18 protein-coding genes and 2 pseudogenes are annotated in these 20,531 nt (G+C 40.8%); 8 read left to right on the top strand and 12 right to left on the bottom strand.

Annotation, left to right across the window (positions count from 1 at the left end; translation table 11 throughout):
* Positions 1–9 precede the first annotated feature (9 nt).
* A complete protein-coding gene (acs, locus tag ABI367_RS08255) occupies positions 10–1,911 on the top strand; it encodes an acetate--CoA ligase (protein WP_462227624.1) in 1,902 nt (633 codons plus the stop codon).
* Between the two features lie 147 nt (positions 1,912–2,058).
* Positions 2,059–2,637: pseudogene (locus ABI367_RS08250) on the top strand (acetate uptake transporter); the annotation flags it as partial.
* A 94-nt stretch (positions 2,638–2,731) separates the two neighbouring features.
* Here ABI367_RS08250 and ABI367_RS08245 read toward each other — a convergent pair.
* The 5 genes from ABI367_RS08245 to ABI367_RS08225 form a co-directional block, all read right to left on the bottom strand.
* On the bottom strand, positions 2,732–5,089 hold the full coding sequence (locus tag ABI367_RS08245) for a beta-L-arabinofuranosidase domain-containing protein (protein WP_462227623.1): 2,358 nt from the start codon (positions 5,087–5,089) through the stop codon (positions 2,732–2,734).
* 10 nt (positions 5,090–5,099) lie between these two features.
* Complete coding sequence (locus ABI367_RS08240; protein ID WP_462227621.1) at positions 5,100–6,452, bottom strand: glycoside hydrolase family 27 protein; 1,353 nt, start codon at positions 6,450–6,452, stop codon at positions 5,100–5,102.
* Between the two features lie 109 nt (positions 6,453–6,561).
* Entirely contained in the window at positions 6,562–8,673 is a 2,112-nt protein-coding gene (locus tag ABI367_RS08235) for an alpha-L-arabinofuranosidase C-terminal domain-containing protein (protein WP_462227620.1), read from the bottom strand.
* 153 nt (positions 8,674–8,826) lie between these two features.
* Positions 8,827–9,210, bottom strand: a complete 384-nt coding sequence (locus tag ABI367_RS08230; protein WP_462227619.1) for a DUF3037 domain-containing protein — start codon at positions 9,208–9,210, stop codon at positions 8,827–8,829.
* Positions 9,188–9,979 carry a HipA family kinase gene (locus ABI367_RS08225; protein WP_462227618.1) on the bottom strand — a complete coding sequence of 264 codons (792 nt, stop codon included), beginning with the start codon at positions 9,977–9,979 and terminating at the stop codon, positions 9,188–9,190. The genes ABI367_RS08230 and ABI367_RS08225 overlap by 23 nt, the downstream gene beginning before the upstream one ends.
* Before the next feature lie 82 nt (positions 9,980–10,061).
* Between ABI367_RS08225 and ABI367_RS08220 the strand changes: the two genes are divergently transcribed.
* The 5 genes from ABI367_RS08220 (at position 10,062) to ABI367_RS08200 (ending at position 14,964) form a co-directional block, all read left to right on the top strand.
* Positions 10,062–10,694: a DUF4202 domain-containing protein gene (locus tag ABI367_RS08220; RefSeq protein ID WP_462227617.1), complete on the top strand. Its 633-nt coding sequence runs from the start codon at positions 10,062–10,064 to the stop codon at positions 10,692–10,694.
* 469 nt (positions 10,695–11,163) lie between these two features.
* Positions 11,164–11,580, top strand: a complete 417-nt coding sequence (locus ABI367_RS08215; protein WP_462227615.1) for a c-type cytochrome — start codon at positions 11,164–11,166, stop codon at positions 11,578–11,580.
* A gap of 50 nt (positions 11,581–11,630) precedes the next feature.
* On the top strand, positions 11,631–11,756 hold the full coding sequence (locus ABI367_RS08210) for a hypothetical protein (protein WP_462227614.1): 126 nt from the start codon (positions 11,631–11,633) through the stop codon (positions 11,754–11,756).
* Positions 11,757–11,833: 77 nt separating this feature from the next.
* Positions 11,834–12,637 (top strand): ThuA domain-containing protein, encoded by an 804-nt coding sequence (locus ABI367_RS08205; RefSeq protein ID WP_462227613.1) that lies wholly within the window; start codon positions 11,834–11,836, stop codon positions 12,635–12,637.
* A complete protein-coding gene (locus ABI367_RS08200; protein ID WP_462227612.1) occupies positions 12,634–14,964 on the top strand; it encodes a PVC-type heme-binding CxxCH protein in 2,331 nt (776 codons plus the stop codon). The genes ABI367_RS08205 and ABI367_RS08200 overlap by 4 nt, the downstream gene beginning before the upstream one ends.
* Before the next feature lie 689 nt (positions 14,965–15,653).
* Here the strand turns inward: ABI367_RS08200 and ABI367_RS08195 are convergent.
* The 4 genes from ABI367_RS08195 to ABI367_RS08180 form a co-directional block, all read right to left on the bottom strand.
* Complete coding sequence (locus ABI367_RS08195) at positions 15,654–16,025, bottom strand: hypothetical protein (protein WP_462227611.1); 372 nt, start codon at positions 16,023–16,025, stop codon at positions 15,654–15,656.
* A gap of 116 nt (positions 16,026–16,141) precedes the next feature.
* Positions 16,142–16,492 carry a hypothetical protein gene (locus ABI367_RS08190; protein ID WP_462227610.1) on the bottom strand — a complete coding sequence of 117 codons (351 nt, stop codon included), beginning with the start codon at positions 16,490–16,492 and terminating at the stop codon, positions 16,142–16,144.
* A gap of 100 nt (positions 16,493–16,592) precedes the next feature.
* Positions 16,593–16,946, bottom strand: a complete 354-nt coding sequence (locus ABI367_RS08185; RefSeq protein WP_462227609.1) for a hypothetical protein — start codon at positions 16,944–16,946, stop codon at positions 16,593–16,595.
* Positions 16,947–17,035: 89 nt separating this feature from the next.
* The gene (locus ABI367_RS08180) at positions 17,036–17,812 is read right to left on the bottom strand and encodes an XRE family transcriptional regulator (RefSeq protein ID WP_462227608.1); all 777 of its coding nucleotides are present in this window, start codon (positions 17,810–17,812) and stop codon (positions 17,036–17,038) included.
* A gap of 84 nt (positions 17,813–17,896) precedes the next feature.
* Here ABI367_RS08180 and ABI367_RS08175 point away from each other — a divergent pair, with 84 nt between their 5' ends.
* Entirely contained in the window at positions 17,897–18,253 is a 357-nt protein-coding gene (locus ABI367_RS08175) for a GIY-YIG nuclease family protein (protein ID WP_462227607.1), read from the top strand.
* Here the strand turns inward: ABI367_RS08175 and msrB are convergent.
* The 3 genes and pseudogenes from msrB to ABI367_RS08160 form a co-directional block, all read right to left on the bottom strand.
* Positions 18,243–18,719 (bottom strand): peptide-methionine (R)-S-oxide reductase MsrB, encoded by a 477-nt coding sequence (msrB, locus tag ABI367_RS08170; RefSeq protein ID WP_462227606.1) that lies wholly within the window; start codon positions 18,717–18,719, stop codon positions 18,243–18,245. The two genes, ABI367_RS08175 and msrB, sit on opposite strands and share 11 nt — an antisense overlap.
* A 196-nt stretch (positions 18,720–18,915) precedes the next feature.
* Positions 18,916–19,530, bottom strand: coding sequence for a fasciclin domain-containing protein (locus ABI367_RS08165; protein ID WP_462227605.1), 615 nt, complete (start codon positions 19,528–19,530; stop codon positions 18,916–18,918).
* Positions 19,531–19,582: 52 nt separating this feature from the next.
* Positions 19,583–20,531: pseudogene (locus ABI367_RS08160) on the bottom strand (tolB protein precursor); the annotation flags it as partial.

Here is a 20,531-nt window from a genome sequence, read left to right as displayed (position 1 = left end):
CCTATATAAATGGAAATAACATCTTTAGAACAATACCACCAGGTATATAATGAAAGCGTACAGCAACCTGAACAATTTTGGGCGGGTATTGCAGAAAATTTTTTGTGGAAGAAAAAGTGGGACAAAGTATTAGAATGGAACTTTAAGGAGCCTAAAATTAAATGGTTTCAGGGTGCTAAATTAAATATTACCGAAAATTGCCTGGACCGTTATTTAGCTACAATGGGCGATAAGCCGGCCATTATCTGGGAGCCTAATGATCCCATGGAACACCATAGGGTTTTAAGCTATAAACAACTGTATGATAAGGTTTGCCAGTTTGCAAACGTGCTAAAAAATAATGGTGCCCAAAAAGGCGATCGTATTTGCATTTATATGCCTATGGTGCCCGAATTGGCCATAGCTGTGCTGGCCTGTGCCCGCATAGGCGCAATTCACTCGGTGGTTTTTGGTGGTTTTTCGGCACAATCAATTGCCGATAGGATACAGGATGCGCAGTGTAATATTGTAATTACTGCCGATGGCGGCTTACGCGGTAATAAAGAGGTGCCATTAAAATCAATTATTGATGATGCGCTGGTACAATGTCCTTCTGTAAAAAAAGTAATTGTACTTACCCGCACACGTACCCCAATATCCATGATAAAGGGCCGCGATATATGGTGGGAAGACGAAGTTAAAAAAGTTGAAACTCAGGGTAATCCTGATTGTCCGGCCGAAGAAATGGATGCCGAAGATATGCTGTTTATTCTGTATACATCAGGTTCAACCGGCAAGCCAAAAGGTGTTGTGCATACCTGCGGCGGTTATATGGTTTATGCGGGTTATACTTTTAAAACCGCGTTTCAGTACAAACCCGGCGAAATATACTTCTGTACGGCCGATATTGGCTGGATAACCGGGCATTCATATATCGTATACGGCCCACTTTCGCAGGGTGCAACTGCTGTAATGTTTGAAGGTATACCAACTTATCCAAGCCCGGGTAGGCTATGGGAAATTGTAGAGAAGTTTAAAGTAAATATATTATATACAGCGCCTACAGCCATTCGCTCTTTAATGAGTTTTGGTGATGATGTACTAAGGGCTAAAGATTTGAGCTCATTGACCAAATTGGGTTCGGTAGGCGAACCCATAAATGAGGAGGCTTGGCATTGGTTTGATGAAAAAATTGGCCATGGTAAATGCCCGATAGTTGATACCTGGTGGCAAACCGAGACCGGCGGATTTATGATATCGCCAATTGCGGGAGTAACCCCAACTAAACCTGGGTATGCCACCTTGCCTTTGCCGGGCGTACAACCCGTATTGGTTGACGAAAACGGAAATGTTATTGAAGGTAACGGTGTAAGCGGTAATTTATGTATTAAATTTCCGTGGCCGGGTATGTTGCGCACAACTTATGGCGATCATGAACGTTGCCGTACCACCTATTTTGCTGCTTATCCTAACCTATATTTTACCGGTGACGGTTGTATGCGTGATGAAGATGGTTATTACCGCATTACCGGCCGTGTAGATGATGTACTAAACGTATCAGGACATCGCATTGGTACAGCCGAGGTTGAGAATGCTATTAATATGCACACCAGTGTTGTTGAATCGGCAGTAGTTGGTTATCCGCATGATATAAAAGGACAGGGCGTTTACGCGTTTGTAGTATGCCCTAACAAGCATGGCGATGACGAACTTACTCGTAAAGATATTATGATGACTGTGGCCCGCATAATAGGCGCAATAGCCAAACCGGATAAGATACAGTTTGTAACCGGCTTACCTAAAACACGGTCTGGCAAAATTATGCGTCGTATTTTGCGTAAAATAGCGGAGGGAGATACCGGCAACCTGGGAGATACATCAACCTTGCTTGACCCGGCTATTGTTGAAGAGATAAAAGAAGGGGCATTGTAGTTTAGAATAAAGAAATAAAAGTCAAGAATCAAGATGGGAAGTGATTTTTGACTTTACTATATTAACCATAAACGGTTATAAGAATTAAGGTATAGATATAAGACTAACAAGGTCTTATATCTAACTAAAACTAACCAATTTAAACCTAACAAAGTTATGAGTACAAAAACAGACAATTTAGCTAACCCGGCACCATTGGGCTTATGCGCCTTTGGTATGACCACCGTATTGTTGAATCTTCACAACGCGGGTTTCTTTGAATTAAATTCTATGATATTGGCTATGGGTATTTTTTATGGTGGCCTGGCCCAGGTAATTGCCGGAATTATAGAAGCTGGAAAAAACAACACCTTCGGTTTAACCGCATTTACATCTTATGGCTTTTTCTGGCTATCATTAGTGGGCCTGATTGTTCTTCCTAAATTGGGTTGGGCAGCCGCCACGCCACCTAACGCTTTTGCAGCTTATTTGGCTATCTGGGGTGTATTTACTTTCCTGATGTTTTTTGGCACATTAAAGCTTAATCGCGCGCTGCAATTCGTTTTCTTATCATTAACTGTATTGTTTGCTTTATTAGCCATAACTAAAGCTACCGGTAGCGAAGAGATTGAACATATAGCAGGTTATGTGGGTATTGTTTGTGGTGCATCAGCAATTTATACTGGTATAGCTAATGTGCTTAATGAATTGTATGGTAAAACAGTATTTCCAATTGGCGCAAAATAAAATCAGATTATTGATTGATAATAATAACCTAATGCCAAAAGGCTCACCGATATATTCAGTGAGCCTTTTTTATGATTCTAAGTATTTACGATAATTATTTTTTCATTAATCTAACCTCGTATATATCGCCTGTAGCAGATCCGTCTGCCGCGGCAAATTTTACAGTATATATACCATCTGCAGGTTTAGCAATATTAGTAATAGGGTAGTCTACAGTATAAATATCATTGCCATGTGTACCGTCAAGCGCTACCTGGGCAATGGTTTGGTTGTTCAGCAAAATAGAGAATTTTTTGTTCCTGTCGCGGCCCATATAAGTTATGCGTAAAATTGCCGCTTCGTTGGTTTTATCTGTCATTTTATAACTAAACCAGCCTTTTGCATTACGGTAATGCATACCACGGTTAAGTCCTGATGTAGAATTGTCAATTTCCATAAAATGATCAGACTCTGGCTGCTGCTCGCCGGTTGCAACTTTATCTAAGGTCATAGCCGCAAGTTTAGCAGCAGCAGCTTCGCTTTCGGCTAATTTTTGTTGTATAGGCACAATGGTTTGCGGCGTTTCCTTTTCCCAATAAATTACATAACGCGAATCATGCAGCTTATAAAAAGGAATTAATTGCAGGTTATTATATTTTGCGGGATACACCAAACCGGCAGCGGTGTAGGTCAATGGTTCGCCGTTTATTGGCTTAATAAAGGATGCATCATCGCTGGTAGTATTGCTTACAAACATCGGCATTTCCTGCAACGGATATATTTTACCGTTAGCTACATGCCCCATACGGCTTCCATCGGCCATTAAGTTGTTCATATCTGCATTGCCTACTTTAGCAGCCATTACAATGGGGCCATGTACTACAGCCTCATAGTTTGAACCGTCAGGCAATAACTCCATTTTAGTTTGCATAGGCAGTTTGATACTTATTTTATCGCCCTTTTTCCATTGTCTTTTTATAGACACGTAAGTAGCCTGTTGTTCGGCAGTTTTAAATTCCTTACCGTTTATTAGTATTTCAAACGCCCCCTGTTTAACCCAAGATGGATATCTTACGTTTATAGCAAAAGTGCCGGGTTTAACATCATTGATAGTTATGGTTGTTTTTTCTTCTTCAGGGAACGAAGTGGTTTGCGTAAGTATCAGGCCCTTTTGTTTCCAGTTTAATTTAGATGGGATATATAGGTTTACAAACAGGTCGTTTTTATCATGTGCATAAATTAACTCGCCGTACTTGGCATGGTTTTCAATGCCGGTACCTACGCAGCACCACATAGCTTCCTGCGGCTGCGAATACACACGGTAATGGCCCGGCCTCATCGGTGTAAAGTAAACAAACCCACCATTGCCAGGATGTTGTGATGATAGGATATGGTTGTATAATGCCCGTTCATAAAAATCCATATACTTAACCTTTGGATCTGCCAGAAATAATTCCTTGGTCAACTTCAGCATATTGTTGGTATTACAGGTTTCGGGCCCCTCAACGCTGTTTATCATGGATGAAAAATTATCCGCCGGGTTAAAATGCTCACTTACACTATTACCACCAATAGCTACTGTGCGGTGGTCAACAACTGTCTCCCAAAAAAATTCAGCAGCAGTTTTATAACTTTTATCGTTATTTAACTCGGCTATACGCTCAAAACCCACAATTTTCGGTATTTGCGTATTGGCATGCAATCCGGTAAGTTTATCCTGCTGTTCTTCTAAAGGCAGCAATACAGTCTGGTGTGAAAACGCATAAGCCGCGGTCAAATATTTTTTGTCACTGGTAAGCGCGTAAACATCGGCAAGTGTTTCGTTAATGCCGCCCTGTTCTGTTTGCAGTAGTTCCTGTATCTGTTGCTGGTTTAAACTGTTTGACAGGTTAACAAACCAATCGCCCATTTTAATAAACATTTCTTTTGCGGTTTCGTTGCCTGTATATAAGTAAGCATCGCGTAAGCCCGCAAAGGTTTTATGAATATTGTAAAAAGGTACCCATTTTTTCTTAAAACCGGCAAAATTGCCTTTTCTAACCTCATCCCATAGCTGTTTGCTACCCGGTACACCGCCAACATAGCCATCGCCGTTAGCATCCTGGCATTTTTTAAGCTCGCTTATCATATAGTTAAGGCGGCGCAAAGCCTCGGCATTACCGTTAGAGGCATACATTAACGAAAGCGCGGTTAAATAATGGCCACCAATATGTCCGTCTAAGCCGGTGTTTTCCCAGTTGCCATAGCTTTCGGCTTTAGGTTTTAATCCCGCTTCCCGCAGATAAGGAGCCAGTAACCTATCGGGTTTCATTTCCATCATATAGTGCAGATCGGTAGTTTCTGCATCTTTAAATATACTTGGCAATAATTTCACATCCTGCAACCTAAAGCCCTGTAGTTTGGTGTTAGGGACAACCTGTGCCACTGCAGGTAATGTCAAGATCAATAATGCCGGAATAATTTTAAATTTCATAATCGTTTATTTATTTGCCCGAAATTCGGTAAAGGCCAACGCCATGTTTGTTTATGTCTGCTGTAAATACGTCTTTGTAACTGCCAACGTTAGTTTTGCTCCACAGGTCACGTACTTTTGCGGTGCCGTTAATGCCAATATCTTTTAAGGTAACGCTCATTTTTACAGGGTTAGCATCATCAGATGCATTAAATAGTGCCACATATTTATCGCCCGTTTTAGGATCATCAGCTACCCAGCAAATCAAATCACCATTTTTGTACAATTCTTTATTGTTTGTACTGTTTTTAAGTATGGCCAAAACCTCGTTATTATTTAATAACGATAAAGTGAACGCATCATTGTCCGGCAAGTTACCGCCAAACATTAATGGAGACCGAAACATGCACCATAGGCTCATTAAAGTATACTGCTCATCTTTTGTAAAGGCAGTCATGCGCGGGTCGCCACGTTCGGCGCGTATGCCTATACGGCCAAGAGGCAGCATATCTCCATCGGGCCAGCCACCTTCAACACGGTAGGGGTTCCACCTCTCAAAAACCGAGAAATGCGCTTTCAGCATTCTCCAGTTATCCCAAAAATCATCAACAGTGCGCCACATATTGGCATGTTGTTGTACGTGCTGTACAGATGCAATAGGCGTTTCGCCCGGCGATGTACTTAAAACTATCTTACGTCCGCAGCCATCAATAGCTTTGCGTATCATTTCAACTTCGCCTGTATGGTAAGGGCGAGACAGATCATCTACCTTAACAAAATCAATACCCCATGAAGCATAGAGCTTAAATAAAGAATTATAATACTCCTGCGCGCCGTCTTTGCCGGCTACAACGGTGTACATATCTCTTAACCAGGTGCATTGCATTTCGGTACTGTAAACGTCTTTAGCGGTAGCTTTGCTGCCCATTATTGGCAGGTTGCGCTTCACGGCTTCAACCGGGATCCCACGCATAATATGAATGCCAAATTTTAAACCTTTACTATGTATATAATCGGCAAGGGGTTTAAAGCCTTTGCCGCCCGCAGCAGATGGGAAACGGTTAATAGCTGGTTGAAAGCGGCCATATTCGTCCAATACATAATCAGGGTCGGTTTGGTTATAGCCATGTGCATGGTCATTACCTACGTACCATCTGATGTCAACGATGATATATTCCCAACCAGATTTTTTTAGGTTAGCGGCCATATAATCGGCATTGGCTTTTACCTCGCTTTCAACCACGGTAGGGCCAAAGCAATCCCAACTGTTCCAACCCATAGGTGGCGTAGCTGCCCACTTTTTAAAAGCCTGATCTTGCGCGTTTGCATGCACAAAAAAGCAACTTACTGCCAAAAGTGCTATTGAAATTTTTTTAAGAACCATATTAATAAAATGAATAATAATTTCTTCCCCTAAAAGGAAATTGCCCCTGCCTCTGTTAGTACAGAAAACAGGGGGCAATTATCCCAGACACCAATTAAATTTATCTTTATTACTTAGCCGAGGTTTGCAACTCTATGATATTTACAGAGTACGGTGCAAATTCCCGTGTAAATGTTTTTGCCATACCACTTATTTTTGAGGTCACCGGTATAATATGCTGCGGATCGTCAATGGTATTGGTTTCGGTAGGTTTATCGCCTTTTAATACAACCAGGGTTGCAGTAGGGGCCACTTTAACCACGCCTTTTAAGTCAATGGTTATGGTTTGCGCTTTGCTTTCGGTATTTACCACTTTTAAATAAATAGCGCCTGTTTTGCTGTTTTTTGTTGCCACATAAAAAACAGACTGAATAGGTTTTGGAAACGTATTGGCTGCACTATCTCTACGAGTAGACGGCCTGGTTTGCATAGGCAGGTTTTGGGCTGCAATGTTTACAACTTTATCACCAAGGTAATTGCTATACATCTTTTGCACATAATATGCCGGCGAACCGTAACTGTTAAGCGCATTGTAGCCTATCAGGTTGTAGTTCCATTCCCATCCTTTTGGCGCGGTAGCGGTTTGTTTATTTACGTTAGCAAATACAGGTGCATAGCATGATACAAGTACAAGATCCGAGTTGCGCTCCATACCGGCCATCCATGCTGCATCGCCCAAAGCCGAGATTAGGTTAGTAGTAGGCTGTCCATCCTGTGTTGCCCATTCGCCTACAAAAATTTTAGGACCTTTGCGGCTATAGCTATCGTATTTGTTAGCCTGGTATAGCATATCCCAGGGGCTACGGTAATAATGCTCATCAACCATATCAACCTGGCTTGATGTTACTTTTTGCGTTGGATATTGCGCGTCGGCAATAGTTGATATGATCTGTAATTGAGGATATTTTGCTTTGATAGCATTACGGAATTGGGTAAAGCGACCATCATAGCTGTTTGACCTGTCAAACCAATCCTCGTTACCAACTTCAATATAACTCAATTTAAATGGAGCAGGGTGACCGTCCTCGGCACGTTTTTTACCCCAGTAAGTATTAACGCTTCCGGTTACATATTCAATTTCGTCTAAAGCATCATCAACATAAGGTTTTAAAAGCGGGCCTGCGTCAACATGGTCGCCATTTAATGAATAGCCGGCATATACAGCCAATAATGGCTCCATGTGCAGATCCTCGCACCACATTAAAAATTCCAGTAATCCCATGCCATCTGATGCGCGGTAACCCCATGAGCCGTTATGACCCGGGCGGTTTTCTATCGGACCTAAAGTGGTTTTCCATGGATATTTGTCATTTAAGTAAGGACCTTCTAAGAAGTTACCTCCCGGGAAACGTAAAAACTTAGGCTTCATATCGGCCATCAGTTTCATAATGTCGGGCCTGTTACCATTTTTGGTATTATTATAAGTTGGCGGGAATAATGATACCAGGTTGAAATAGTAAATACCGGTTCGGTTAGTTGATATAACGAAGCGAGCATCAGCAGTTGGCTTAACATCAGCAGCCGTAGTTAATTTCAATTCGTATTTTTTCCAGTAAATGCTTTTAACCAGGTTTATAGTGCCTGATGCATATACGGTTTTGCTATCATTGCTTTCAATACTTACGGTGATAGGGCCGGGGGTGTCGTCAGTAATTACAGGGCCGGTAGGCCGTGGTGCAGGCCTGTTTCCGCCACCGGGGCGATTAAAGGTTGGGGTACCCATTCCTTTAATATAAAATGATGCATTATAAGTGGTAGCTGGTTTTACAGGGATACCGTAAAAACCTTCGTTGGCGATGCCCGAACGGCCACCTGCTTTTTCAACACTAAGCCTCAATGATGCGTATAGCGCACCGTTAAGCGCGTTGCGACGCTGATCATTAGGTACATTAAACTCGTTTGCGCCTATTAATTGTATGCTTGCTTTTGCGTCGCCATCCTGTACAAGGCTCCATGCTTCTGGCGTATTAACATTGTCTTTAAAAGCGCGGTTTCTAATTAGCTCGGCGTATAAGCCACCGTCATACGAGTGGTTTATCTCCTCAGTCATTATACCATATAACTTAGGGCTTACCTTAACGCCCGGTTTACTTAGGTCGAGGGTTAATTTAGTTTGGGCCTGGGTATTGTTAGCCATAAACAGGCCTAAAATTACCGCAGGTAAAATAGATAATTTGTTCATTGTTAAGTTTTAATTGGTCGGTTTTATTAATGTAGTTTTGACATTAATAATGTGTTACGAATGTAATACTAAAATCAATAATTTAAAATTAATTCTTCTTTATTTCAGGTTTGTTACCTTAAAATACAGTGCCGCCTGATAATGAATATACAATCAAACTACCAACTGCTCAAACAATTTATCTAAAGTTTTACCCGCATCTTCACAAAAGCCGGGGTGTACTTTTGATGCTTGTACTACGGTGCTGCGGGTAGCTGTGAGCCAACGAAAGCGTGAAGCTATATCTAACTGACCGATAGGGCCGGCATTCTCTTCTCCATTGCAAATACGCTCAAAAGATATAAGATGCTGCTTAAGTTCATCAATGTCAGTATCGCAGCAAAGGGCATTAAGCCTGTCGGCATCTAATTGATACTTTGCTTGTAAAAACTGTTGCTTGGCGCAAAATAGTACTATGCCAATATTTATAAATTCCTCGCGCTCCACCCTGGGTACAACGCGTATAACGGCATACTCAAATAAGTGTTTCGCGGGCATTTTTTGCTTCATTTATAAATACTGCCGAATGGGCAACACGTGTTTCTAAAAAAGTGATATAAGCGTCGCGGTATTCCTGTGCCGATTCAAACGCTGTTTCGCCAGCAAACCACTCATCAGGAATTAAATTAACTATATCACGTATCAATTTGGGTGTTATAATGGCTCGTAATTGTGTATCAACCTCGTCCAGTTCACTTGCTGCCGGTAGCAACACATGGTCTTTAACCTGTGTAAAGGGCTTTTTGGCCGCTTCCAGCCAGTTATGCCAGGAGTGATGGAAATAAAGTGCCGCGCCATGGTCTATCAGCCATAACTCTTTATGCCATATCAGCATATTGGTATTACGTGGTGTACGGTCAACATTGGTAAGCAGGCAATCCAGCCATACAATTTTTGATGCGGTAACGGCATCCAGTTTAGTAACTGTGGCATCAAACGTAATAGCGCCACTAAGATAGTGCAATGCCAAATTAAGTCCCACGCTTGCTTTAAGCAGGTCCTGTATCTCTTCATCCGGCTCGGTGCGGCCAAAGGCTTCATCTAAATTGGCGAAAACTATTTCGGGCACTTTTAAGCCTATGGCACGCGCTAATTCGCCGCCAATTATTTCGGCAATAAGCGCGCGGACACCCTGACCTGCGCCCCTGAATTTTAATACATATAAAAAATCGTCGTCGGCTTCGGCAATAGCAGGTAACGAACCGCCCTCGCGCAGGGGAGTTACATAACGTATTACATTAACCGTACGAAGTTGTGGTGTGCCCATATAATGCCATTTACCTGTTTATGCAGATAAAAAGTTTGAAATTAGGGCAAATTTTTGAGAAACGGGCATATATCTTTTACAAGTGAAAAAACTTTTATATGTTGCAGGTATGAATAAACTCGAGGCCACTTTTGATGCATTTGACAGCTATAATAAAATGGACCCTAATGTTTTTACTTGGGAGGGGAAAACTTATCCGCAGGAATATTTTTTGGCCATTAAACTGTATGATTGGGTATTAAAGCTTAACCCGCAGGCAGATGAACCCCTTTTGCTGGCATCGCGCAGCCAACACATAGGCCGCTGGGAAAGCCCGCGCGAAACTTACCCTATGGATAGGGAAGGTTACTTGAAATGGCGGCGCGATCTTTCTCATTTTCATGCAGATAAAGCAACAGGTATTTTAAAAAGAGTAGGGTATGACGAAGCTATAATTGACCGTACCCGGCAAATCATCCTGAAACAAAAGATTAAAGTAGATGCTGATGTGCAAACAATGGAAAACGCGCTTTGTCTGCTTTTCCTCGAATTTCAATACGAAGATTTTTTGCACAAGCATTCCGCAGAAAAAGTGGTGAATATTTTAAAAAAATCATTACTTAAAATGGACGCTCATGGGCACCGGTTCGCACTTCAGCTAAATTATTCTGATCTGGGTATACAATATATCAATGATGCTTTAAAGCTAATTGCGGACGGAAAAGCCCAAAGCTAAATTTTAGTACGACGTAATGTTCGGGGGTGTTTGTCTTTCTCTAAACCGAACGCCTGTATTGCCTTAAACCAACCGATATAAGCAGTTATATTTATTATCGGTTATAAGTTTGATATTTTTTAAGTAACAATTACACGACAAAACGCATCTTATAAACATTCTAAATAGGGGGCAAAATGTACAAAATACACTTACTTTGGCTTTGATTGATAAGTTTTATCAATTTATAGCCAGTTGTTATCAATAAAATCAAAATAGCTGCTGGTTAATTAGCTGTTTGCACCTATTGATTTTAACACCATAATTACTAAGTTTGTTGCCCATAGGAGGCGTACGGGCAATTTTTGTTGCGCTCCTCAGTTTGATAAACCTATTTTTTATAATTTTTATTTTATGCAGGGTTAAACCTTGGTAGTTTATAAAACTCAATTAATTAAGCAACTAACTAAATAAAATATAATACAAAACCATGAAGAGAGTAATATTTACAGCGGGGATCCTTATTTTAATGCTGTCAGCAAATGTTTCGTTTGCACAAACAAAAACTACAAAAAAGACTACCACCCATAAAACGGTTGTAAAAAAAACCACTACTAAAGCTACAGCAGCTAAAAAACCCAGCGCTGCGGACCTTGAAGCGGGCAAAGGATTATTAGCAAAATCAGATTGCTTATCCTGCCATAAAGTAGATATGAAAATTGTTGGCCCGGCTTATATTGATGTGGCTAAAAAATACCCGGCTAACGAAGCTAATTATGAATTGTTAACTAAAAAAGTTATAGCAGGTGGCAGCGGTAATTGGGGAACTACTGCTATGGCTGCGCATCCTACGTTGGCGGCTGCCGATGTTAAGAAAATGGTAGAGTATATTTTATCGCTTAAATAATTTACTATCGTTGTCTAATTGTTTATAATGAATAAAAAATTATTCTTGGTATGGAAAACCAAGGATATAAACGCTATTGTACCAAATGTGTTGATGAATTTTTATTGGCAAATAACATAGCCAGTAAAAAATATATTGATTATGCTTATGATTTTTGGCACATCACATTTAGGTAATCCGGCAATTTATGGTGTATCTTTAAATGTAAAATTTTAAACCAAGTATATTTAACCAATTACTAACCAACAATAAAATGAAAGATCAAAAAACAACCGGCCCATTAAAAGTGGTATGGGTTATGGCCGCGCTGCTGTTATGCACCAGCATGGCATGGGCAAAACCTAATCCTAAAGTACTTATATTTTGTAAAACCGCGGTTTTTCCTCATAAGTCTATACCTGCTGGTATAGCAGCTATAAAAAAATTAGGCGCCGAAAACAAATTTGATGTAGATACGACTACGGACGTATCAAAATTTACAGATGCAAACTTAAAACAGTATGCAACCATCATATTTTTAAGCCCGACGAGTAATATGCAAAAGGTGGTATTTAAAGATTCTGTAAATAAAGAAGCATTTAAAAAATATATTGAAAAAGGCGGTGGCTTTTTAGGTATCCACTCTGCTACCGATTTTGGCTATGAATGGCCATGGTATGGTCAGTTAGTAGGCGGTTACTTTTTGGGCCATCCGCGAAAAAACGTACAAACTGCTACTTTAAAGGTGATAGACAAAAATAACCCAGCAACCAAAGCCTTGCCGGATACGTGGACAAGAACTGATGAATATTATAGCTTTAAGCCAGGTAGTAATCCTAAAGATTTACACGTACTTATTACCTTAGATGAAAGCACAGAAGATTATGGTACACAAACAAACTTAAAAATGGGCGATTTTCACCCGATGGCATGGTATCATGATTATGACGGCGGACGTGCATTTTATACAGCTTTGGGCCATACAGACGAAAGTTTTTCTGATCCACTGGTGTTAGATCATATACTGGGTGCTTTACAATATACTATGGGTAAAAAATACAAAGGTAAAAAACAATGAAAAGAACTAACAAAATAATACTGGCTGTATCAGCAGCAGCAATGTTTTTATATACGTGTAAAGTTGCGTATGTAACCCAATACCCTGTAAAAAGAGATGCGTCGGGTAAAATTATGGTGGATATGCACCCTAATCCCGCGCCAATGTCTCCCGAGGAGAGCATGAAACACATTTACCTGCCTAAAGGTTATCACCTGCAATTAGTGGCCAGCGAACCTATGGTGAGCCAGCCTGCAGCTATAGCCTGGGATGGTAACGGTATAATGTATGTGGCCGAACTAAATACTTATATGCTGGACGAGGATGGAAAAGGTGAGTTTGCTAAAACCAGTCGTATTAAACGTTTAGAAGATACCAACGGCGATGGTGTAATGGATAAGGTAACTGTATTTGTTGATAACCTGGTATTGCCACGTATGTTAATGTGTGTTGACCATAAGTTAATAGTAAATGAAACCAATACTTATAACATGTTTAGTTATGAAGATACCAATGGTGATGGTGTAGCTGATGTTAAAACTCCGGTTTATAAAAACGACGAATCAGATGTTAAAAACCTGGAGCATCAAAAAAGCGGTTTAGTATGGAACCTTGATAACCGTATTTATGTTACTGTTGACCAGGTACGTTATGAGTACAAAGGTGGTAAAATGATACCTGATACCTTGGTTGAACCGCCTCGCGGTCAATGGGGTTTAGCTCATGATAACTATGGTCGTTTATTTTTCTCTATAGCCGGTAGCGAGTTACCTGCAAGTAACTTTCAGCAAAACCCGCATTATGGTAGTTTTGATCTGAATGACCAGTTTGATGCCGAGTTTCAAAAAGTATGGCCAATTGTAACTACGCCTGACGTACAGGGTGGTTTATTTAGGCTGCGCCTTACTGATAGTACATTAAACCACTTTACCGCTTGTAATGGTCAGTCTATCTATCGTGGTGATAAATTACCGGCGGATCTGCGTGGCGACTTATTGATCTGCGAACCTGTTGGCCGTTTAATACGTAGGGCAAAGGTGCACACGGTTGATGGTAAAACCACATTAACAAATGCTTATGATCAGCAGGAGTTTATTGCTTCAACCGATTTAAATTTCCGCCCGGTAAATACTGCTACCGGTCCTGATGGGTCATTATATATTGTGGATATGTACCACGGTATTATACAAGAGAGTACCTGGACACGTCCTGACAGTTACCTGCGTCCTAAAATTTTACAAAAAGGTCTGCAAAAAAATATTGGTCGTGGCCGTATATACCGTGTAGTTTATGATGGTATAAAACCTGCAAAAACCAAACCAAACCTGCTTAACGAAACTAATGCACAGTTGGTGGAACATTTAAATAGCCCTAACGGTTGGTACCGGGATAATGCACAGGAATTATTGGTTATTCATAACGATAAATCAGTAGTACCTGCGCTTAAAACCATGGCTGCAACATCAACCAATGAGCTGGCACGTATACATGCGTTATGGACCTTAAATGGTATGGACGAAATGAATGTACAGTTATTAGGTGATGCTATAAAGGATACCGACCCTCAAATACGCAAAACAGGTGCATGGATTGGTGAGGATATGATGAAGAAGGACCCACGCGTGTTAGATATGTTATTATCATTAAAGAATGATCCAAGTGCTGATGTACGTTATCAATTAGCTTTAACCTTGCGCTTTGACAAATCAGCCAAAGCACAGGCTGCTATTAGTGATATGATCAAAGCTAATCCAACTAACATACTGGCATTGTCTGATAAAAGCTATCACGATAAGCTTACAGCCAGGCTGGAGGCCGCTAAGGCACAGGCATTATTGGCCCAGGCTGACCGTGAGTTGGTACAAAAAGGACAAAACATATTTAAAGAGCTATGCGCTACCTGCCATGGTGGCGATGCTAAAGGTGTTTCAATAGGTGGTGCCGCGCAACCTGCACCGCCATTAGCCAACAACGCCGAAGTTAATAATGTAGCTCCTGATAAGTTGATACGTATAGTAATGCATGGTTTAAACGGTCCGGTAAATGGTAAAACCTACCCTGACGTTATGCCGGCTTTAGGCGCTAATGGTGATAACTACATTGCTTCGGTATTGAGTTATGTACGCAGCAACTTTGGCAATAATGCTCCGGTAGTAAGAGAAGCCGAAGTAGCCAAAATAAGGGCTATAACTGCTAACCGTACCAAGAGCTGGACAATTGCCGAATTGGATACCGTTCGTATTCAACGCCGAGGTTTTGGCCCGGGTGGTTTTGGTGGTCGTCCGCCGCAACAACGTGGTGGTAATGGTGCTGCAAACCCTAACGCCGCACCTTTTAATCCAAGATAAGAACCACCTTTTCTGAATAGGTAAAAAAAGCCGCCCGGTAAACGGGTGGCTTTTTTGTTCTAATGGCTAAACCACCGCCTTTGGCGGTAAGTCAGGGGTGGAGTCTATGCCAGCAACCGTAATCTCAGTTTCAAAGCGAATACAATCATTTCGATGAGATTGCGCATAGGACATTTAAATCCACCACCTTAGGTGGTGGATATTTACTTGTAATTATCTAAAAACTACTAAATTAATTTTTGAAATATGGAATTTGAATTATAATATTTAGTTAATGTGTTGCTTAAAGGTAAATATCAATCAAGCTTTATAACGGGAAAGCCGAACCCTAATAAAAGAAGTATTAACCTAAATTAAAACTATGAAAGGTTAAAATTGAAATTATAGGGCAAACAAATGCTATCCAAAAATCAAATGAAAAGGATTACGGGTAGATATTCTGTATGTACAGCATACATTCAATGTGGTAGTGATCCGACTGCTACTTTTACCCTAACCTGTTATGACGGAGTTTGTACCGTAAGCGATGCAGATATTTACTGTGAGGGCGCGAGTTATGATCCGTTTGGAACATTGTTTGAAGAGTTTTGTAATCAATAATAATTTTAACTAATAAAAAGCCGCCCGGTAACGGGCGGCTTTTTATATAAATAGGTCAACCTATTTCAGGACAACTCAACTAATTAATATTAGTTTCCTTGCATACGTTGTTTCATCATTTCTGCTCTCGCATCAATAACTTTTTGGTACGCCGCTTGCTGGTCGGCAGTTAAAATAGCTTTAATTTTAGCATTCTGGGTATCGGTCATTTTAGTAAATGCAGATCTCATAGCTGTCATGTCGCCACCGCCGCCTTGACCTGCTTGCATTAAACTATCCATGCTTTTAGCACGAGCTTCAAAAACAGTTTTCAATTTTGCTGCCTGAGCATCAGTGATTCCCGTAACCTGGGTTTTTAATTGCGCTACTTGCTCTTCAGGTGTTCTTTGCTGAAAACCTTGAGCATGGCTTGCCGCGCTTACGCCTATAGCCAATAGAGCTACCAATAATAATTTTTTCATTTCTTTTTGAGGTTAATTTAGTTTATAGTTTGAAGTTACCTATTAAATATTAAACAAAAAAAAGAACCCTAATAAAAACCAGGGTTCTTTTTGTAACAGTTTAATTACGTACGTAATTAGTTGCGCGGAGCGCCGCCACCGGGGCCGCGTTGTGGTATAGCGTCAAATTGTTTTTGCTGATCAGCAGTTAAAACTGCTTTAATTTTGGCATTTCCCGATGTTCTCATGGCCTGAAATGCAGGCATAACTGATTGAAAATCGCCATTCGCTGCAGCCATCAAACTATCTCTTGTTTTACCTTGAGCAGCATAAATAGCTGTAATTTTAGTTTCCTGGTCGGCTGTAATACCAGTTACCTGAGTTTTTAAACGCTCTAACTGTTGCGCGGGAGTTTGTTGTGGTCTGCCTTGTGCAAATGATGCACTTGCTACTAAAGCAAAGAAGCATACTAATACTAATTTTTTCATTTTTTGAGTTTATTTAATATAGGTTAATAATTAGAATTTAGAAATAAAATATAGTAAAACACAAAAAAACCTGTATTATCAGGTCTTTTGTGTTTTTTAATTAATTAGCTGGCGCACCGCCTGGACCACCCGGCCCACGACCACGACCTTGAGGCATAGCATCAAATTGTTTTTGCTGGTCGGCAGTTAAAACAGCTTTGATCTTGGCGTTAGTTGCTGCACGCATTGGTTGCATTTTTTCGCGCATTGAACTCATGTCACCATTAGCAGCAGTTCTTAAGCTGTCCATAGTTTTGGTTTGTGCCGTATAAATAGCTGTTATTTTAGTTTCTTGATCAGCAGTTATGCCAGTAACAGCACCTTTTAAACGTTCTAACTGAGCTGCAGGTGTTCTTCCTTGTCCGCCGCCTTGTGCGAAACTTGCTGCACTTGCTCCAATTACGAACAAGCACATGATTAATAATTTTTTCATCTTTTAGTTTTTTTGGATGTTTTAAGTTTGATAAAGATATACGCTTAAGGTTTAACTAAGTAACATGTAACTTAATTGTTGCCTTGCTGCAAATTGCTTATGGAACGCTGCATTTGCGCCATCATTGCCGTTAAACTTTCCATAGTAGGCTCGGGTGTAGGCATAGGCAAATGGGTTGATATATAGGCTTTAGCTTTCCATATCTCTAAAATATCACCGCCTTCAATCTCATACGCTTCATATACCGGGTTATCTGATACCAGTTTTAATTTTTTATTATCGCGGTATTTGTTGCCAATACGTTTATATACCACGCCTTCGCTTTGCGATAGTATGACATAGGTTTCGCCCTGTTTAACATCGGCCCAGTTCTCTACATATTCACCTATAATAGTAGTACCTGATACCAGCGGCAACATCGAGTCGCCTTTTATTTCAAAGGCGCGGTAGGTGCCTTGTTTAAACATGGGCAGGTAAAGCTTGGGTAATTCGGCCACATATTCCGGGTCGGCATAGCCATTTAAATAGCCGGCGCTGGCTTTCATGGGCACCATCTCAATGTTTTCGTTATCATCCTTATCAACCGATATAGATAATATGCGCAGGTTATCACCGCTGCCTTTTGGTTTGGGCGCCCACTTATCGGTTATATTCTCGTTTATAAAATCATCAACAGATAAATCAAAATACACTGCTAATTTTTTTAGCAGATCATATTTAGGTTCGGCACGTTCTTCTTCATAAGCGCCCACTAATGATCTTTTTATACCTAATTCATCAGCAAATTGCTGCTGGGTAAGGCCCTTCTTTTTGCGGAGGTATTTAATATTTGATGAAATTTTTGACATAAAATTTGGAATTGCTAAAATTATTAGTATTTTTATGCTCATAAAATTAGTAATTATTTTTTAACCAGCAAAATTTATTTTAAAATGAAAAGATTCATCTATTTAATAACCGACAGAAACCGCAACACTTTACACGTAGGCTTATGCTCTGACCTGTTAAAAACACTTAAATTTTACAGTGAAATGCCCACCTTGTTTTTCGACAGCGCACAGCAGCTTAACCGTTTGGTTTATTTTGAAGAGATAAATACCGAGGAGCAGGCCATGGCGCGTTTTCAAACCGTGAGTACCTACACGCGCCCCCAAAAAGAAAAAATGATCAGATCTGTTAATCCCGACTGGGTAGACCTGACCATTGGTTTAAATTACGAAACAACTGTACGCATGCGTCCGCAGCTAAGGCCGTCGGTAAGTGCCATGCGCAGGGCGGTTACTTTTTAATAAATTTTAACGCGCCCGAGTTCATGCAGTATCTTTTACCACCCCTGCTGGCAGGGCCATCATCAAATACGTGGCCCAGGTGCAGGCCTGTACTGGCTTCAATAACCTCGTCGCGTGTCATACCGTCGCTGTTATCAACTACTATTTTTATTTTTTTAGCGTCAACCGGTTTCACAAAGCTTGGCCAGCCGGTGCCGCTATCATATTTATCATCCGAGGTAAATAATACTTCGCCGGTGGCCGCGCTTACATAAACACCTTTTTCGTGATTGTTGTAATAAGCATTGGCAAAAGGCGCTTCGGTGCCACTCTCTACCATAATATGGTAGGCATTAGGGTTTAATACTTTTTTCCATTCGGCAGCAGGTTTGCTTAACCTTTTGGCATTAGCCTGCGCATTGCTGTCCTGGCATCCCACCCAGACAAACGCGCTTATTAGCACTATGGCTAAAATTGATCTTTTCATTTTTTTTATTGGTTTATAAGTTTCATTTTTTTCTTTGTCATTTCGAAACGTAGTGAGAAATCTTATACAATAGATAAGTAGTCGATATTAAAGTCAATCGTATAAGATTTCTCCTCGTACCTCGTTCGAAATGACAGGTAAGTTAATTCAAATTACGTAAATATTTCCAGCATGGTTTGTCATGCTATGGTCTGTTTTATAACAGTTTATCTTTGGGCTGCAGCACGGTATCTATTACGTAAATGAAACCATTAGATTGTGGCAATTGCGGTTGGGTAATTATACTCTGGTGCCCGGCATCATCTACTATTACCAAATTATAGTTACCGTCAAACTTTATGTATAATTTACTGCCTGATAGTGTTGTAAATGTGGCTATACCTGTTTTGCGGTCAATTTTGTCAGCCAGATCATCTATTCTTAAATTACCCGGTATAGCATGGTAGGCTATTAACGCTATTAAATGAGGCAATAATGCCGGTTTATATAAACTATCTATTTTTCCTTTTGATAATTTGGCAAATGCCTGGTCGTTCGGTAAAAACAACGTAATAGGTCCGCGGCTTTTAAAAGTTTCTTCCATTCCCGCCGCCTTAACCGCTTTATAAAACGAACCACCCATTTTTGACAGGAAAATATTATCGCCAATTAAATAAGACGACACCATACCCGTTTTAGGGTCGGCGCCTTTTACATCCACTGGCTTTTCCACACTGGCCTCGGCTATAGATTTAGGGGTAGACGGGGCCACCTGCGCAAATAGGGTACACGTTGTTAAAAGCAATAAAGAAGATAAAAACAGTTTATTCATAATCTATATACAATACCTATTTATTACAATAATAGGTGGTAATAGTTTTTGCTTACCACCCCGGTGTAAACCCTAAACCAAATACAGGTTTAGTAACATCGCTGCGGTTAAATGGTATGGCCAGGTATGGTTCCAGCACAAAATAGCCAAATACATTTACCCTTAATGATACGCCGGTACTTAATGCCGGTACACGTTGGTTGGCGTTGTAAGTGGGATTACCTGTGGCGTCGGTGCCAACACGATCGGGGGCAGATTGAAACCTGATCTCGTTACCCTGGTTCCAGGCTAAACCGGCATCAAAAAACAGGTTCAACTCCGAGAAAAAGAATTTTGATTTGATCTGCGATAGTTTTTCAGGCCCGGTAAACGGCAAACGCATCTCAAAATTTGCTACCGCTATGCGGCTACCTGATAGCTGATCAATAGTAAAGCCATTGGTAGGTTTGCTGCTGTTGGTGTAAAAGGTTTGCGCCTCATAACCCCGTATTAAAAATGGATACCCTAAATACAAAGGGTACAAACCATTGGCATTGCCTAAGCGGCCATAGCCATATAGCCGCGCAGCAAAAGTTACCGGGGCGGCACGTACGTACCCACGCAGATCAACCGTTGGGGCAAAAAACTGATACGAACCAAAATCATACTCGGCTTGCAGGCGGTAGCGGTAACCCTCTAAAGGCGATGCTACACCCGAAAAGGCATTATCGCCTACCAGCGCCGTACTGGCCTGAAATATGGTAAAAGGTTTTAAAATAGCCCCATTATTTGCCGGATCATTATTATAGGCATCGTTAGAGATATGGTTTTTCTGGTAATCTAAAACATTGCCGTTAGCATCGTAAAAAGTGCTATACCTATCTACCCGGTAATAATATTGCGAAGCGCCGCCACCCAACTCAACCCTTGTTTTTTTTGAAATAGGATAGGAGGTAAACAAATTGGCCTGATCCTGGAAAATATGTATCAGATCAAACCGTTGCTCGGTAGCGGGTATGGTT

The organism is Mucilaginibacter sp. (assembly GCF_039935595.1).
In the GTDB taxonomy this organism is placed as follows: Bacteria; Bacteroidota; Bacteroidia; order Sphingobacteriales; family Sphingobacteriaceae; genus Mucilaginibacter.
Note: the sequence above shows the minus strand (reverse complement) of the source record. Positions and strands in the feature narration are given on the sequence as shown.

Bases quoted from the DNA above. Each gene is read 5' to 3' on its own strand.
- ABI367_RS08175 (WP_462227607.1), top strand. From the start codon at position 17,897: ATGAAAAGATTCATCTATTTAATAACCGACAGAAACCGCAACACTTTA.
- ABI367_RS08200 (WP_462227612.1), top strand. From the start codon at position 12,634: ATGAAAAGAACTAACAAAATAATACTGGCTGTATCAGCAGCAGCAATG.
- ABI367_RS08225 (WP_462227618.1), bottom strand. From the start codon at position 9,979: ATGGGCACACCACAACTTCGTACGGTTAATGTAATACGTTATGTAACT.
- ABI367_RS08245 (WP_462227623.1), bottom strand. From the start codon at position 5,089: ATGAAATTTAAAATTATTCCGGCATTATTGATCTTGACATTACCTGCA.
- msrB (WP_462227606.1), bottom strand. From the start codon at position 18,719: ATGAAAAGATCAATTTTAGCCATAGTGCTAATAAGCGCGTTTGTCTGG.
- acs (WP_462227624.1), top strand. From the start codon at position 10: ATGGAAATAACATCTTTAGAACAATACCACCAGGTATATAATGAAAGC.
- ABI367_RS08230 (WP_462227619.1), bottom strand. From the start codon at position 9,210: ATGCCCGCGAAACACTTATTTGAGTATGCCGTTATACGCGTTGTACCC.
- ABI367_RS08240 (WP_462227621.1), bottom strand. From the start codon at position 6,452: ATGGTTCTTAAAAAAATTTCAATAGCACTTTTGGCAGTAAGTTGCTTT.
- ABI367_RS08215 (WP_462227615.1), top strand. From the start codon at position 11,164: ATGAAGAGAGTAATATTTACAGCGGGGATCCTTATTTTAATGCTGTCA.
- ABI367_RS08235 (WP_462227620.1), bottom strand. From the start codon at position 8,673: ATGAACAAATTATCTATTTTACCTGCGGTAATTTTAGGCCTGTTTATG.
- ABI367_RS08190 (WP_462227610.1), bottom strand. From the start codon at position 16,492: ATGAAAAAATTAGTATTAGTATGCTTCTTTGCTTTAGTAGCAAGTGCA.
- ABI367_RS08205 (WP_462227613.1), top strand. From the start codon at position 11,834: ATGAAAGATCAAAAAACAACCGGCCCATTAAAAGTGGTATGGGTTATG.
- ABI367_RS08185 (WP_462227609.1), bottom strand. From the start codon at position 16,946: ATGTGCTTGTTCGTAATTGGAGCAAGTGCAGCAAGTTTCGCACAAGGC.
- ABI367_RS08210 (WP_462227614.1), top strand. From the start codon at position 11,631: ATGGAAAACCAAGGATATAAACGCTATTGTACCAAATGTGTTGATGAA.
- ABI367_RS08195 (WP_462227611.1), bottom strand. From the start codon at position 16,025: ATGAAAAAATTATTATTGGTAGCTCTATTGGCTATAGGCGTAAGCGCG.
- ABI367_RS08180 (WP_462227608.1), bottom strand. From the start codon at position 17,812: ATGTCAAAAATTTCATCAAATATTAAATACCTCCGCAAAAAGAAGGGC.
- ABI367_RS08165 (WP_462227605.1), bottom strand. From the start codon at position 19,530: ATGAATAAACTGTTTTTATCTTCTTTATTGCTTTTAACAACGTGTACC.